The 15,498-nt window shown below is 57.7% G+C and carries 16 protein-coding genes and 1 pseudogene; 4 read left to right on the forward strand and 13 right to left on the reverse strand.

From position 1 onward, the window contains the following. Positions 1 to 26 precede the first annotated feature (26 nt). Positions 27 to 428 (forward strand): response regulator, encoded by a 402-nt coding sequence (locus PQQ52_RS01425; protein WP_408206164.1) that lies wholly within the window; start codon positions 27 to 29, stop codon positions 426 to 428. Between the two features lie 222 nt (positions 429 to 650). On the opposite strand, the gene PQQ52_RS01430 is transcribed toward PQQ52_RS01425, so the two are convergent. Then, positions 651 to 1,685 (reverse strand): flavodoxin family protein, encoded by a 1,035-nt coding sequence (locus tag PQQ52_RS01430; protein ID WP_408206770.1) that lies wholly within the window; start codon positions 1,683 to 1,685, stop codon positions 651 to 653. Positions 1,686 to 1,937: 252 nt separating this feature from the next. Between PQQ52_RS01430 and PQQ52_RS01435 the strand changes: the two genes are divergently transcribed. Then, a complete protein-coding gene (locus PQQ52_RS01435; RefSeq protein ID WP_408206166.1) occupies positions 1,938 to 3,074 on the forward strand; it encodes a glutathione-independent formaldehyde dehydrogenase in 1,137 nt (378 codons plus the stop codon). A gap of 133 nt (positions 3,075 to 3,207) precedes the next feature. On the opposite strand, the gene ligD is transcribed toward PQQ52_RS01435, so the two are convergent. From ligD to PQQ52_RS01485, 10 genes are all read right to left on the reverse strand, one after another. Then, on the reverse strand, positions 3,208 to 5,715 hold the full coding sequence (gene ligD, locus PQQ52_RS01440) for a DNA ligase D (RefSeq protein WP_408206168.1): 2,508 nt from the start codon (positions 5,713 to 5,715) through the stop codon (positions 3,208 to 3,210). A gap of 157 nt (positions 5,716 to 5,872) precedes the next feature. Next, positions 5,873 to 6,094, reverse strand: coding sequence for a hypothetical protein (locus PQQ52_RS01445; protein ID WP_408206170.1), 222 nt, complete (start codon positions 6,092 to 6,094; stop codon positions 5,873 to 5,875). Beyond that, the gene (locus PQQ52_RS01450) at positions 6,058 to 6,915 is read right to left on the reverse strand and encodes a LysR substrate-binding domain-containing protein (RefSeq protein WP_408206172.1); all 858 of its coding nucleotides are present in this window, start codon (positions 6,913 to 6,915) and stop codon (positions 6,058 to 6,060) included. The genes PQQ52_RS01445 and PQQ52_RS01450 overlap by 37 nt, the downstream gene beginning before the upstream one ends. 1 nt (position 6,916) lies before the next feature. Further along, positions 6,917 to 7,060, reverse strand: a complete 144-nt coding sequence (locus PQQ52_RS01455; protein ID WP_408206174.1) for a hypothetical protein — start codon at positions 7,058 to 7,060, stop codon at positions 6,917 to 6,919. Between the two features lie 358 nt (positions 7,061 to 7,418). Continuing rightward, positions 7,419 to 8,243: an SIR2 family NAD-dependent protein deacylase gene (locus PQQ52_RS01460; RefSeq protein ID WP_408206176.1), complete on the reverse strand. Its 825-nt coding sequence runs from the start codon at positions 8,241 to 8,243 to the stop codon at positions 7,419 to 7,421. A gap of 99 nt (positions 8,244 to 8,342) precedes the next feature. Further along, on the reverse strand, positions 8,343 to 8,687 hold the full coding sequence (locus PQQ52_RS01465; RefSeq protein ID WP_408206178.1) for a putative phosphothreonine lyase domain-containing protein: 345 nt from the start codon (positions 8,685 to 8,687) through the stop codon (positions 8,343 to 8,345). A 132-nt stretch (positions 8,688 to 8,819) separates the two neighbouring features. After that, a complete protein-coding gene (locus PQQ52_RS01470) occupies positions 8,820 to 9,446 on the reverse strand; it encodes an RNA 2'-phosphotransferase (protein WP_408206180.1) in 627 nt (208 codons plus the stop codon). A gap of 55 nt (positions 9,447 to 9,501) precedes the next feature. Continuing rightward, complete coding sequence (locus PQQ52_RS01475; RefSeq protein WP_408206182.1) at positions 9,502 to 9,879, reverse strand: hypothetical protein; 378 nt, start codon at positions 9,877 to 9,879, stop codon at positions 9,502 to 9,504. A gap of 33 nt (positions 9,880 to 9,912) precedes the next feature. Then, complete coding sequence (locus PQQ52_RS01480) at positions 9,913 to 10,599, reverse strand: hypothetical protein (RefSeq protein WP_408206184.1); 687 nt, start codon at positions 10,597 to 10,599, stop codon at positions 9,913 to 9,915. 76 nt (positions 10,600 to 10,675) lie between these two features. Next, a complete protein-coding gene (locus tag PQQ52_RS01485; RefSeq protein ID WP_408206186.1) occupies positions 10,676 to 11,053 on the reverse strand; it encodes a hypothetical protein in 378 nt (125 codons plus the stop codon). Between the two features lie 463 nt (positions 11,054 to 11,516). Here PQQ52_RS01485 and PQQ52_RS01490 point away from each other — a divergent pair, with 463 nt between their 5' ends. After that, entirely contained in the window at positions 11,517 to 11,756 is a 240-nt protein-coding gene (locus PQQ52_RS01490) for a helix-turn-helix domain-containing protein (protein ID WP_408206188.1), read from the forward strand. A 390-nt stretch (positions 11,757 to 12,146) separates the two neighbouring features. Here the strand turns inward: PQQ52_RS01490 and PQQ52_RS01495 are convergent. Beyond that, positions 12,147 to 12,917: pseudogene (locus PQQ52_RS01495) on the reverse strand (thymidylate synthase); the annotation flags it as partial. Positions 12,918 to 13,056: 139 nt separating this feature from the next. Further along, a complete protein-coding gene (locus PQQ52_RS01500) occupies positions 13,057 to 14,451 on the reverse strand; it encodes a sigma-54 dependent transcriptional regulator (RefSeq protein WP_408206190.1) in 1,395 nt (464 codons plus the stop codon). A 536-nt stretch (positions 14,452 to 14,987) separates the two neighbouring features. Between PQQ52_RS01500 and PQQ52_RS01505 the strand changes: the two genes are divergently transcribed. Further along, positions 14,988 to 15,473: a hypothetical protein gene (locus tag PQQ52_RS01505; RefSeq protein ID WP_408206192.1), complete on the forward strand. Its 486-nt coding sequence runs from the start codon at positions 14,988 to 14,990 to the stop codon at positions 15,471 to 15,473. Positions 15,474 to 15,498: the final 25 nt, after the last annotated feature.

A 15,498-nucleotide genomic window follows, 5' to 3' on the forward strand; every position in this document is an offset into this window, starting at 1 on the left:
CAATACGTTAACCTGTCGATGCGAAAGTGGCCCGTAAGTTGGCGACGATACCTCTTGTTGACGATGCCCCAAACATTCTGCGCCCCCTTCGATGGCTGCTGGAACGGGAAGGATTTCGCGTGCTCACGGCGCTAGACGGGCAGGCGGCGCTCGCTGCCGCTGCTATCGAGAGCCCAAATCTCATTGTGACCGACTGGATGATGCCTCGCATTGAGGGCGTTGAATTGTGTCGACGATTGAAGGCCGACGTTGCGATGGCCGGCATTCCAGTGGTGATGTTGTCGGCCGCGTTGCCGCCTCATCCGAGTGAACAGCTATGGGATGCGCTTTGGTTGAAGCCAGCCCCCATAGGTCAGCTGATAAAGCTGATTCATAACCTTCTGGACGAACCGCACCCGGAAGTGCATGAATACACGTGCGAGCACTGAACATTCGATACCTGCTCCCGCGGCCCTAAACCGGACGAAGCCGTGAACGTGACTGCGCCTCTTCTGTCGCTATCTGATACGCGACGACACCAGCTTCGCAAGCCAGTGTCGGACTGCTTCTGTTGCAGGTTAGCGCCTCCGTGAGGGCGGTTCAATGCAATGGCTCGGCCTGGCTAAGCACAGCTATCTCGCTTGCCGAATCGGGTCCAACTGAACCGTGCTTTATTTTGACCGTGGCGCTTCCAGGTTCGCGTCGGGTTCTTCGAGCTTGCCCGCTCTGATGGCGGTGACGGCGTTCGCAATGGCAAGCGCGACATTCACCACTTCCTTTTGCATATCGTCGTCTGCATCCAGGGTGGCATGACTCGTTGCATAGGGTTCGTAATAGCCGATAAACCGGTCGAGACGAGATTTGCCTCCCGCTTCAACGAAGCCCATCCAGTCCAGCCAGTCAGTCAGCGCACGGCGAGAACCTTCGATGCCCGCGACGTCGCCGTGGACGACCAGTCCGTAGGCACGGCCTGCGAGGTGCTTCGGATAGTCCCACCCAGCAAGCTCCAGCTTTTTCGCCTCTTCCGCCTTTTTCCCGTGCGTGCTCGTCGGGTCGGGATTTCCACCATCAGCACATACAAGCCTATCCATCAGGAGCTTGAGCGGGCTGCTCACCTGATACCAATACACCGGTGTGATGAAGATAACGGCGTGGGCCGCCACAAAGCGCTCGTATATCTCGTTCATCCAGTCGTTCACCATCCCGAGCGAATGATTGGGATAGCAGCTACACGGCCAGTGACAAAGAGGCATAGCCGTTGAGACACAACCCTTGCAGGGGTGGATGTGTAAATCGCGGTCCGACGTGAGGCGAGACAGGTCCAGCAAGTCCACTTCGATGCTGTTCGATTCGAGCGTGGTCTGGACAAGCTTCGACATACGGAAGCTTTTCGACATCTCGCCCGGACATGAATAGTCGTTGCGAGATGACGCGTTCACAAGGAGAATGCGACTCGTCGATGATGGGTCGGCCTGCTTGCGCTGTGCAGCCTTGATTCGCTCACTGGCATCACGCCATTCGACAGATAAATCGTAGTCTGGGTCAGTGAATCCCGGTCCGGCCTTGGCCGTGATGGGGGACTTCCGTCCTTCCGCATACGCGTCCCATGCGATTTCTTCGAGCCGTCCAAGCGATGCGTCTTCGCCACGAAACGCAGGGTCATAAAATCTGGCCATGAATCGCTGCCTGAAGGCCTCGCGTGACATCTTCTCTGTTACCTGACCCTTTCGAACCTCAATCTTCTGTTCCGTGGTGCGCTTTTTTGGGTCCTCCCCATTGTTTGCCGACATCGTGTTCTCCTTGGCGCTTGAATATCCGGCGCGTGCTGATTTTGACCATTGAGCAATTGCTGGACCAGTCGACGGCCAACCATGCCGACACCTTGAGGCACGGGAGATGCTGACTTGTTGCCACGCTGTCCGAACGGCAGTGCCGCCAATTTCAATGGAGATAGGAAAATGAAAGCACTTGTTTATGAGGGGCCACGCAAAGTCGTCGTGAAGGAAATGCCCGACGCTAAAATTGAGAAGCCGACCGACGTCCTTGTGAAAATCACGACCACCAACATCTGCGGTTCAGACCTGCACATGTACGAAGGTCGCACGAACATGGAAACCGGACGCATCCTCGGCCACGAGAATCTTGGCGTTGTCGCCGAGGTCGGAAAAGGCGTCGAGCGCATCAAGGTGGGTGACCGGGTATGCCTTCCCTTCAATATTGGCTGCGGGTTTTGCAAGAACTGCGAGAGAGGACTGACCGGATTCTGTTTGACCGCAAACCCTGGGGTCGCGGGTGCGGCGTACGGGTTCGCGGGCATGGGTCCATATAGCGGAGGGCAGGCGGAATATCTCCGTGTTCCGTTCGGCGACTTTAATTGCCTCGTCTTGCCGCCAGATGCCGAAGAAAAAGAGAACGACTACGTAATGTTGTCGGATATTTTTCCCACCGGCTATCACGCCACAGTTCTAGCTGGTGTCGAGCCCGGCGACAGTGTAGTCATCTACGGTGCAGGGCCGGTCGGACTGATGGCCGCTCTTTCTGCGTCAATAAAAGGCGCAAGTAAGGTCATGGTGGTCGATACGCATGCGGACCGGCTGGCGCTCGCGGAAAAGCTCGGAGCCATTCCGATTGATGACAGCGATGGCTCATCGGCTGACCAGGTGATGGAGCTAACCGGTGGCGAAGGCGCAGACCGAGGCTGCGAATGCGTCGGATACCAGTGCAGTTGCAAAGGCCACGAAGTGCCCAACGCGACAATGAACAACCTCATCAAGGCGGTGCGGCCGACTGGAGGTATCGGCGTCGTCGGCGTTTTTGTCGCCGAGGACCCGAAAGCTGAAGACGCACTCGCCAAGAAGGGCCAGCTCGCGCTCGACTTCGGCCAGCTTTGGATGAAAGGCCAACATATCGCGACGGGCCAGGCGAACGTGAAGGCGTATAACCGGAAGCTGCGCGACCTCATAGCCGCAGGCAAAGCGAAGCCATCTGAAATCATCTCTCACCAGCTACCGCTCGAAAAGGCGGCGGAGGGTTACGCCCATTTCGACGCTAGAGATGAAGGATGGACGAAGGTCGTGCTGAAGACGGCGGCGTAGCCGTATTGAAGGTTTTGCCGGTAACGCATTTGCCGCTGGAGTACGAAAATAGCGTCGCACAGCATGAGCTGTGCCCGTTGCTGGCGGCCGCTCGTCGTGCTGTGCCGGGACGATGCTGCAGCCCGACAGACTCCTAGCGCAGGCGCTTCACGGCTGACGCTAACGATTGGCGCGTTGACCAATATGCCTCCCACGGGTCGAGCGCCTGGAAGCTAAGATACTCTCTCGCTGCTTGCACCGTCCAGTGCGCGCCGCTTTTCAAGTCGGACAGTTGTTCCCACGATACCGGCATTGACACACCCATTCCCGGCCGTGCACGCGCAGAAAATGCGGTGGCTGTCGTCTGCGCCTTCCCGTTGCGCAGGTAATCAACATAGATTTTGCCAATTCTGTTGGCTGCGCCCGACGTTGCCGAAAAGCGCTCGGGGATGGTTTTTGCCAGATGCCGGACGAACGCCTGCGAAAACGCCTTCACCGATTTGTAGTCCAGCTTGGGCGTCAGCGGCACGACAACATGCAGGCCCTTACCTCCACTTGTCTTTAGCCAGGCCTTCAGGTCCAGCTCTGTCAACAATGCATGCACAAGCACTGCCGCTTCCTGAATCTGCTTCCACTTGACCCCTTCGCCCGGGTCCAAGTCAAAGATGACCCGGTCAGGCTTGTCGATTTGCAGGACCGTTGAATTCCAGGTGTGAAACTCCACGACATTCATCTGGGCCGCCGACATCAATGCGTCAACGGTATCGATGGTCAACACCGGCGGGTGATTCAGCCACAAATCGCGGTCATGGGCTTTCAGCCCCGGCATCGAAGTCTTTTCGGCGTGCTTCTGGAAAAACAGCTCACCTGAAATGCCGGTGGGCGCGCGGACCATCGCCAGCGGGCGTTCCTTCAGGTGCGGAAGTATCCATTGGGCGACGCTTTCGTAATACCGAACCAGGTCCAGCTTTGTAACGCCGCTTGTCGGGTCGACGATACGCTCAGGGTGGGTGACTTTCACCTGAGAAGTGGGCGCTGGCGTCAGAGTCTCAGCGGCTTCCCGGACGACGAGGCGCGCGGGCTTGTCGACACGCAGACCCTTGAACGACGCCTGGCGCACGACACCTTCCGCAGTCCATTCGGCAAACTCGACCTCGGCAACGAGCTCAGGCCGAACCCAGCGCTCGCTGCCCGCTGCACGCCTCGACCAGCGGCCGGGCTTCGATACAACGATGTCAAAGGGAGCGGCCTCCAGCTCGAGCGACGTCAGGCGGACCCATAGGTCTCGGCCAGTGCGGGCGTTCCAACCGGTGCCGACGCTGCCGGCGTCATGAAGCTGGTTGCCGACGTAGTATCCAAGCAGGAGGCTGCCAACTTCGCCGTCCTTGCCGCCCCGAGCGGTGAAACCACAGACCACAAGCTCCTGCCGAAGCCGGCACTTTGCCTTCAGCCATGTCTGGGTCCTTCCTGACTCGTATGTCGCGTCGCGACGTTTCAACATCAAGCCTTCGAGACCTAAACCAGCAGCCGCCTCGAATATCTGGGCCACCGGAGCATCGAAGTCCTGACTGAACCGGATTCGGTCGCCTTCATCGCTGAGCATTTTTGAAAGCAGCGCGCGGCGCGCCCACAGCGGGACCTCCCTGAGGTCCATGCCATCGAAGTACGGGAGGTCGAACAGAAAATAGATGATTTCCTGATTCTTCGCGCCATCTATAGCATTTTGGAGAGCGCCGAAATCTGGCAGCCCGTTGCTCAGCACGACGATTTCACCGTCCAGCCATCCACTCGAGACAGGCAACTTCGCCACCTGCGTTGCCAGACTCGCGAGCTTCTTAGTCCAGTCGTGGCCGCCGCTTGTGAACAGCCGCACGCGACCTTTGTCGACGCGGGCGAGCATTCTGTAGCCATCAAGTTTGCTTTCCGTTATCCAATCACCGCTCGTTGGTAGCGACGAAGCCAGCGTCGCGCGCTGCGGTTCGAGTTTGGCGGGGAGCGGCGCGCTCGTGGCGGCAGACAGGTCTAGTTCCTGGTTGCTATTGCGCGCTGGCCGCGCGACTTTCGGCTCCCGCTCTTCGAGCAACCCCAGCGGCTTCGCGGTGACGCTGTCCGGAAGCGCCTTGATGACATCGTATTTGGCCAGCGGTTGTGCCCATTCATCGCGCTTTTTGAAAAGCATCCACTGGTCTTGTTTGTCGTCTTGCTTGGTTATGCGAACCAGTTCCCATAAGCCCGCCAGTTTCTCGCCATGGAGTTGAAACATCAGCTTGCCGGCAACCAATGCCTTTCTCGGGTCGCCAACCGGTTCCCACGTCCCGCGGTCCCACACGATTACGCTACCAGCGCCGTATTGTTTCGGAGGAATCGTTCCTTCGAACGTCGCGTACTCGAGGGGATGGTCCTCGACATGGATGGCGATTCTTTTTTCCTTTGGGTCGTAGCAGAGCCCTTTAGGCAAAGCCCAGGAAACCAGCACGCCATCCAGCTCAAGGCGGAAATCATAATGAAGGCGACTGGCCCAGTGCTTCTGAACGACGAAACCAAGGTCCGCTGACCCGCTTGTGGCGTTGGCTGATGGGGCAGGCTCAGGCGTTGCGCCGAAATCCCGCATCCTCTCGTAGCGGTTGAGAGAGGGAGATGCAACTCTGCGGCTCGTGACCATAGGTTTGGCCCGAAGAAAGCCCAACAGTAGGCAGGTTCACGCCGGCCATAAGCCGGTCACCCAAGTTGTGATGGCAATGCCAAACCTCCGATGGCTCAGAGGAAATCGGCGCACCGTCAAGGTACCACTTCGCGATGCGCCGCTTTCCGCACACGGTCTAGCTGCGGCCCTCAGCTCCCTTTAGTTCATCATGCTTGTGTGAATGCGTCGCTGCGTACTTCAGCTCGAAATGCACACCTTTGCCGCTATGTGTCGGCGGAAAGTGCTCGCCTTCGACGCAAGTGACCTCGAACGTGTCTTTCCCATCATCATGCACCACCGAATAGATACCCGAAACTTTTACTATTTCGCCCGGCTTGTATGAGCTGTCGCCTGCCATTGTCCTTCCCCTTTAAATGGTGGAGAACAACCACGTAGCAAGCGACGTTCCGAGACTGCGATGCCTCGAAGGGCCGCTCTCGCATACTCGCGGCCCACGAGGCGAGGATGCTTAACCCCGACATGTTGTTGAAGCTGAGAATGCGAGCTGCTTGACTCTTGGAATCCTGCATAACCGATATAGATTGATTGCATAACCGAGGCGGTTTCTCCTGCTGTAACTTGCTTCCTTATTGCCTCACGGGTGCAAAGGCCCCTCGCTACTTCGTCGCGGATTGCGATGGACGTGAGTATCGAATAACCGACGCCGGATTTGACGAGTTGTTTTGTGAGAGCAACGCTATCGACCTCGAGCTCCACTCTCAGCCTAATCCCGTGCTGGACCACGGCGTGCTCGATGACGCGGCGATTGCTGTGAGGCAAGCCTGGCAGAATCAACGGGAGAATGGCGAGGTCACGAATTTGGAAACCCTTTTGTGGCATCTTCGTCCCCGGGGGAGCTATCAGAATCATCGGCTCACTGTACAAAGGACGTACGTTGAAGGTGTCGAGCGGCGGCTGGTTGTAGACCACGGCCATATCGACCCGCCGGTCCATTACCCATTCCTGTAGGGAGCTGCTTTGTCCTTCACGGATATGCAGTGCGACGCGGGGAAACTTTGCTCGGAAATCGCGGATGAGTTCGGCACCTATCAGTGTGCCCATCGTCGGGGATAAGCCGGCGTTCGTACGAGTAGTGTCTGTTACTGATGGAGGCTTAGAGTGGGTGGGTCCGGTTCTTCGGGGCAGAATGCTGTGGCGGTTGTCAGAATGAGTGTTCACGCTAGTCGTCGTTCGCAGCGAGTAGCAACTGCTGCGTGCGCTTCATGACCCAAGCCACTTCTGCTTGCGAAAAGTCCCACGTACCCGAGTCGACCTTCAATCTCACGCCCTTCTCGACTCTCCTCAATGCCATATCACGGGACATGCCGGAGGTCGAAATCTTTTTTGTTGCATACTCGGAAAGCTGGACAGCGAGGTCCTCGCACGCGTCGTAGCGTACCCACAGTTGCTCGTCCGTGAGACCGCTTTGATAACGTCCATCGACTTCGCGAACGAGAAGTTTTGGTTGAACCCCGGTTACAGAACCTAGGTCCGGGTATCTCGGAAAATCATCAGGCACACGTGGGTCTGTCATCTCGTTCTCTATAGCTGTGGCAACTGCCGAGTCGGCGTGACCACCGGACACGCCTCGCATGTCGTCGCCCCGCGCGCGATTTCGCTCAGCGCAGCGCAAACACCTGGCTGCCAAGGTGTATCCGCAGTTGAGTGTGATTTGCGAAAGCTCATAACTGGGCGTCAAGCATTTTGAGCGTCGCATCGGCGGTGCCCTCTAAGCCAACTTGATGCGACGGTTTCGTGTCCGACTCCCGAAGGTTAATTCGAATGAGCCTCTGCGCCGAGAATCGTTCGCTGAAGCGTCGTACCGTCGGTAGGGCTTTCCCGGCGCCCACTTCCACAACAACAAGCTTCGACACGGAAGAAATGCAGGCTGCGAGTCGCTGCTGCTGTTTCTCATAGGGAAGGCCGACCCAAGCCCAGTCTCCGAACATGAGGATATTCGGACGCGCGAGAGCGCCACAACGAGGGCAACGGGGCATCGGGCTCTCCAACTCCGAAGTTGTTTCATTTACGAGCGGATGAAAACCTATCGCCGACCACGTATCGTCCGTACAGGTCCCCAGGCATTGGAGTGTGTGAATCGACCCATGGCATTCGTGCACACGGTGTTCCGGGAACCCGGCCTTTTGGAGCTGTCCATCGACGTTGCTCGTGAACACGAACGCGCGATGACTCATGCGGTCTGCCCACCTGCGCAATATCGCGAAGCCCTCGTGCGGTACGGTGTCACGGTAAAGCTTCAAGCGGTGTCCATAGAAGCCCCAAGCCAGTTTCGGATGCCCCGCGAACATCGCGGGGTTTGCCATATCTTCGAACGAAAGACCACGGTGTCGAAGCGCTGGGTAAGCGCGCCAGAAGCCATCTCGACCGCGAAAGTCAGGAAGGCCGGAGTCGACACCCATGCCGGCACCAGCAGTGATGAGAAGTCCGTCGGCGTCCCGCAGCCAGCCGGCTGCTTTCTCCAGCTTTCCATCTCGCAAATCAGTCATCTGTGTAAGCGTCATTGTGCAAGAGAGTGTGGCCCGATACAAAGTCGACGGTGCGCGCGGGGCCAGCAACGCCACGTCGCCACGCGAGTTCAACTGCTGCTACGCGCGTAGATACCATTCGTCAGGGCCGTAAATTCTCTTCAGGGTGTCGATGTCACGCTTGTACCCGAGCTCGCCGATAAAGCCCAGCGACCGTAACACTTCACGTACGTGCAAGAGGTCTTGTTTGTCTGTCCAATCTTGCGTGTACACGCAAATGACGTGACCATCACGACCCATGCTGCGCAGAGCCGTCGATACCTTCGCAAACAATAGGTTGTCGCCTTCAACGGCGCATTTGATTTTCGCCCATGCCTGGTCGACATCGGATGAAGGCGCGAAAATGCACCACTTGCCCGTTGTAGGTCCCGAGCGGATGATGCCGCAGCTAGGGGATTTCCTCATCTGCCAGCTCCGACTGAAGTCTTCCGAGGGGCGCTCGGACCTACTCAATAGCAGCTCTTCAAGACGCGATTGCTCGTTCATTTCAAGTCGGTTGCGAAGAATGTCTTGGGTCTCGCTGAGCACACACTTCCATCACTTCTGCCCGCGCTCACCGTGTTTTAATTGAGACAGGTATATAGTCTGGACTACCGAAGTAAGCCAAACGCCGTTATCCGAGCAAGAGAAGGTGTGCCCATCGACGTACATCTGCGAAGCGTCCACAACGAGAACCAATGGTGACCCGTGGCGAGCACCTACTCGAGTTGCCGTGTCGATGTCCGTGCTCAGATGGACGGCGTGCCTGGTTCGAGGTATCAATCCTTCAACAGTGATACTCGCCCAGTTGCTCCACGCGGTGCCGTGATACAGAATGGCCGGGGGCTCTATTGCGGCATAGCCTAGGTTCACCTCTATCGAGTGACCTTGCGCCGCGCGTATTCGCTCGCCGTCTGCGGATAGTGAGAAGCGCTGTTTGTCGCTCGTCGCGACGACCGCCAGAATGACGTCTCTCGTAACTGCTGGCATCGTTCTAAACCGCTTTGACGCACCCGCAGTACGCGCAGCGCGTTCGATTGCGCGTATCAGTTCGTCGACAGATACCCAGCCCTGACTGTCGAGCCGGATGCCAATCATCTCGGGTTCATGTCGCAAAATCTTCGAAAGAAGTCTGCTAACTGCGACGTGGTCTGTCGTCAGATGCTCGTCGGCGTTCATGTTCATGTAGATGTGCATCCGCGGGAGTGTCCCAAACTAGGACCAGAACCAAGCATCAGTTTCAATTCCTTTTCTGTCGCGTGGCGCGCAACTGTTCCAACTCTTTGCTGAGCGCGTCGATTTGCGCTTGCAGGCCAGCCGCTCGTTTGAGTAGCTGCCCGACTTTATACCAATAGGCATATCCCAAGTCCCCGTCCGCCAAGCCCAATTCATGGAACTTGCGAAGCGCAATCTCAAGGTCAATATCGCTACCCGAGTTCATTTCATTTCCCTCTTTTGATGCGCGGCGGTCGTGTTCCGAGGCCTTGCACCCGAACAAAATCCCCTCTTTCACGTATCTCCTTTTGATGTGCAGCATGACCAAGCTGAGTACGAACGCGACTGCCGGCACGACCAAAAGTGCGGAGCTATTGACGGCGAAGGTCAGCAGTTCTGTCATGACCGGCAGACGTTAGAACCTGAGGTTTCGTGCCTATGGGAAAAGCTGCACATATTGTTGCGCAAAGGTCGCGGCTTCTTTCACAACCGACTTAACATCTTCGACCGATAGTCGCTGCAGCGGCGTATCACCGTCCAGCGTATTGACCGGTGTCGTGAAGAAGTCGAACATTGTCCACGAGTCAATTTTGCCCAGACGACGTATGACTTTTCTGAAGTCATCGCGGAAAATCATGGGCGTGAGAAAAAACGCTGGGATATAAGCGTCCGGCCCAAAGTAGACGCGGAACATCCGATTCGAGGCGACATACTTATCCAGCATCTTTTCTGTGATGCCGGCCGCATCGCAGAAGTCGTGGGTTCGAAGTACTTTTCCTTGGTGCACAAGCGGGTAACGCTCAGCGTTCGCTTTGTTGGCTCCGGACAAAGGCTCATCTTCGGGTGTCGACTTCGACGCACGTCTGACCCGCTTGCGAAGATTCTCTTCGTCCTCTCGAAGGGCAGGAAGGTCAATTCCGTATATCGTAGCTATACCCATGGCTGCACAGAGATGATTCTTGAACATGCGGCCGAGCGCCGCATCTGGGATTTGCAGCAGGGTTTCAATGACTTTCGGGTCGCACAAGATGGCTGCGACGACGGCGCGACGTAGGATGTGTTGTATCCATTCTTCTTTGAGCGATGTGTCGTTCTTCGTCTCACGCGTAGACCGAGGCGGCATGGTCATTCCTTACTTAAGCGAATCTATAACCTTTTGCGCAGATTCGAATCGCTATGGCATCTCAGCCCCGTGCGTCTTATGACCTGCGCCGCGCGCCAGATATATGTGGACGCTGGGTATCGCCGTTACCCATAGCACTTCCGCGCATCTTGTCTGTCACATCTTTAACGGCCCCGCCCTGTCCGTGGGTGATGGTGTGAAACCAGCTGTCCCACGTTTCAATTACATCCCAAAAGTTTCCGGGCTCGCCAAGGAGTCGGTAGGTAAGGCCATCGCTTGATTGCACGTGCATCGTTTTAGGGTTGAACGTGACGAGAGCAGAACTCACGCGCCCAAGGTCAACGGAGTCGAAGCCGACAAGCCGCTGCAGACCGTCATCGGTTTCGAAGATTCTCCAACGCGAAAGATAGACATCGGGCTCGACCGTGGTCTGAGGAACGGGCTGACGGGCCATCAAAATCTCCTTGGTTGCTTACGCGCGCCACTTTGCTGGCGCCAAAACGGCTGCGGTGCGGTGCCATTCGTCCGTCATGCAAAGCTGGCTCGGGAGGTCGCCGATAAAAGTCACGACAACATCAACGTTGTGCCCACTCACGGGTGCACCAGTCGACGTCGCGGCGAGAGGCTATCCAGCGTGCAGGGCTGCTGAGCCGCTTGAGAAACACCACACACGACTACCAGCGCCTACGCGCCGTATCAACTTCGTATGCCATGAAATTCGAACTGAGCAGGCTGTCTTTGGCTTTGGCATTGCCCTATCGCTGTCGGAGCGCGCGTTTGAAGGTACGGCAAAGCATCGCTTGTCGACCTTTCGTTCATGATAAACACGTTCGAATGAGATGTATACACAGTAGATGTATAAACGGTAGACGTATAGCCGGTAGACGAAAAACTGGTGGTGGGCGAAATTCCCGTCCATGACTGACACTGAGCTGAACGAATTCGACCCGTACCTGCGCCGACGCGTTGCAGAAAACGTCTGGAAGCTGCGCACTGAACGAGGCCTGTCACAAGAAAAACTCAGCGATATGTGTGGCTTCCATCGGACGTACGTCAGTCAGGTCGAGCGGTCGGCAACCAACATCTCCCTCGACAACTTGCAAAAGTTGGCCTATGGCCTTGACGTCGACCCGGTCGCACTTCTCCGCTCGTCGTAATGGTCAATCTGTGGCCGCGGACATACCGCAAGCAGAGGCACCCAAGGCAGAAGCACTCCACGAAAATCTCAACTCGGGTAGTCAGTCATCGTCCTGATGTGGCGACGCATGAGGCTGCCCTGCGCAAACGTGGCCAGTACGGCCGCGCTCTCACGTCGACTCTTCACGGGTACTGTTGTTTGCACGCGACATTCGTCGCGGTAGCGAACGTAAGACGCGCGACGTCGCCATCGTCGAAGAGACGGGTCAATTTGGAAGGCGTTGAGATTCTGGCTTAGCGGCAATGCGCAGGGGGAAAGCTACAGCGTTGGTACTTTCTGAAGAAATACCAGAGGGAGAACCGGGTCTAAGCCTTTGTCAGTGGTAGGTTGATGCCTTTTTAGGTTCCACAAAAAGGTGCGCGTCGCCGATGAAGTAGGTAAACCAGCGCGGCGTATAACCCGTCAGGCGACCGACCAGATGCAGCAATGCCGCGCCTTCGGTCAGATTGAACGGCGTGCCGAGGCCGACATCGTTGCTGCGAATGTACAAACACAGCGAAATTTCACGGCGCGCGACGTTCGGCAGGAACTGATAAAGCAGGTGGCAAGCCGGCAGCGCGATCTGGTCCAGCACGGCGGGGTTCCAGGCATGAAACAAAATTCGCCGGTCGGCGGGGTTCTGCATGATCGTGTCGAGACATTGCCGCAACTGGTCGATCGCCTTGTACAGCAGTACCTTGGGGCTGCCGTCTTCCTCGAATTCCGTCACCACCTGGAAGCCACGGGCAGTGGCGTCGGCCAGTTGCGCGCTGGCGCTCGCGTCCAGCACCTTGTAGGCCGGCCACTGGCGCCACTGCACGCCATATACGTCGCCGAGATCGTCCGCGCCCTGGCGATACGGATTGGCAAGCCATTGCGGATTCTGGTTGGCATTCGCGTCCCACACCTTACAGCCCAGATCGCGAAAATCCGCGGCGCTGCGCGAGGCGCGTAGAAACCCGACCAGTTCACCCACGGCCGATTTGAACGCCAGTTTTTTCGTGGTAACCGCGGGAAAGCCCTGCTGGAGGTCGAAGCGCAACATGGCGCCAGGCATGCTGATGGTGCGGATGCCGGTGCGGTTCTCCTGCCACGTGCCGGTGTCGAGAATCGTGCGGACGAGGTCGAGGTATTGTTTCATGCGGGTTCCTTCGACGAAGCGCGCCCCTGATCAGGAACTGGCGCCACGGAGATTGAGCGGAAAACCCGATTTTAACAAGCGCAGCCGGACGGCGCCCGGTCGAGGCGCGCGACGGAGAAAATATCGGCAGGAAAGCGCGTCAGAGATGCGGCACGGAAGCCGGCAAGTCGCTGTGCGGTGCGCTCAGCGGTTCGCCTTCCATATGGCGCATGCCGTGCGAGCACAACAGGCGGTACAGCGTCACGCGCGAAATACCAAGTTCCTGCGCGGCGTCGCCGAGACGGCCGCGATGGCGCAGGAGGGCGAGCTCGATTGCCTGACGTTCGGCCGCCTCGCGCGCCTGCGCGAGCGACACCGGCACGATCTCGACATACTCGGCGAGCTCGAGGTCGCGCGCCGTAATCGCACGCCCTTCCGACATCACGATGGCGCGCCGCACGCGATTGATCAACTCGCGCACATTGCCCGGCCAGCCGTAGTTATGCAGCGCCGCGATGGCGTCGGGCGCGAAGCCGCGCAAGCGGCGGCTTGCATCTTTCTTGAAACGTTCCAGCATGTGCCGCGCAAGCAGTTCGATATCCTTACCACGTGCGCGCAACGGCGGTTCGTCGATTTGCAGCACGCACAGGCGGTGATACAGGTCGGAGCGGAAGCGCCCTTCGATCATCGCGGACGTCATATCCACGTGGGTTGCCGAGATAATGCGCACGTCGACGTCGATCGAACCGTGGCCGCCCAGCCGCTCCACTTTGCGTTCCTGCAGGAAGCGCAGCAGGCTCGCCTGGCTTTCGAGCGGCAGATCGCCGATTTCATCGAGAAACAGCGTGCCGCCGTTGGCCGCTTCCACGCGGCCGATTTTGCGCTGATTGGCGCCAGTGAACGCGCCGCGCTCATACCCAAATAGTTCGGATTGCAACAGATGCGGCGGAATCGCGCCGCAGTTGATCGGCACAAAAGGCGCATTGCGGCGCGCCGAGCGTTCGTGGATCGCGACCGCGGTCAACTCCTTGCCGGTGCCCGATTCGCCTGAAATAAACACCGGCGCGTCGGTCATCGCCACTTTGCGGATTGAACGGAACAGCGCGAGCATCGCGTCGCACGAACCGACCATTTCGCCTTCGGCGCCCTGCGATGCATCGTTCGATGCCGGCTCGCCAAGCGAGATCATGCCGTATGCATGACCAACCGAGTCGACGATCCTGTCGCCCGAGTAAGGCACCGTTACATAGTCGAAACAATAGTCACGCACGAGCCGGCGCAAGGCCGCGTCCTGCAATTGTCCGGGCGTGGTGGCTGCGACCCAGCCGACGTTCGGCATGGTCAGGCAGGACTCGAAGGCGGCAATTTCGTGTGGCTGAAAATCGCTAGACAGATCGAGCAAGCCGCCCGCCGCCATTCCGGCGCGAACAGCACGGCGCACGTCGCGCGCCGACCCCACGACTTCGACATGCCAGCCACGCTGATGGAAGCGGGTATTCAGCTCCGCGCTCGGATCGCGTGAAACGTAAATCAGTTGCCGCGTTGCGGGTTCCATTATTCAGATCCTCTCGTCAACGAACGTTAAGGATGACGCACGCACCTGAACCGGAGTTCAGACACGCTGACTCGTTCGGGATTCGCGAAATAGCAAAACCCGAACGGCCATTCCATTCCGTGCGGACAGCTGATCCCCAAGAAAGCGGCGTGTGTGTTTGAGACGGCCCGTTAGCGGGCTTTTTTAAATCTGAAGCTGTTTTCGAGAGCTTACTATACGCGCGTCACTTGGAAAACAATTATGCGAATTTAATCGGGGACCCGTTGCCCAGCAAGGCCAAGCGGCCGATCACTACTTATTCAGCTTATGAATAAAACCATTGTGGAAGCGCTTTTCCTAGCGTTCACCCCAAGGTAGTTCATACCTTCAGATTTAACGAATTACAGGTATTTTCTGCCTACCGTTTCAGCGCTGAAACGTTTTTGACCGATTTCCTAGTTGTTACTCCGAGGCATACAGGTCACATCCAGACGCACCAATGGATTGCGACTCATGGCACACGTTTCGCTAAATGCTGTGCACCAAGGAGACACATCATGCGACTCGCTTTCCGCATCGACCTGAACAGCATTGCACCTTGCAGCGCACTATGCGCTGCCGCAGTGGCCTTGACCGTGCTGTCCACTGGCGTCAATGCACAGGAATTCGCCCCGTCTCAATCAGTCACGATGGCCGAAACCGCCGATGCCGGTTCCGCCACCCTCACGAGCACGACGCTCGCAGTGGTGGCCTCACCGGACACGACGGCCCCTGATAGCCAGCTCGCCGGCGACGTACTGAGCATTCCGGCCGATGCTGCATCCGTGAACTACTTTTCGCTCGACGACCAGATGCTGTCGCGTCAACGCGGCGGCGCGGTCGGCATGTTGATGGTGGCCGCGACGCCGCAACTGATGGGCGGCAACGGCGGCGGCGGCAACGTCACGCTGTGGGATGAGATCGCCCCGCCCTCGCCGTTGCCGATTCCGATCGACGCCGCGCGCGCTGCACAAGGCAATGTCGTCAATTACCAAAGAAAGTAGCCCGAACAAATTAGCGATGCAAATC

This window comes from Paraburkholderia sediminicola, assembly GCF_046030555.1.
Classification (GTDB): domain Bacteria; phylum Pseudomonadota; class Gammaproteobacteria; order Burkholderiales; family Burkholderiaceae; genus Paraburkholderia; species Paraburkholderia sediminicola_E.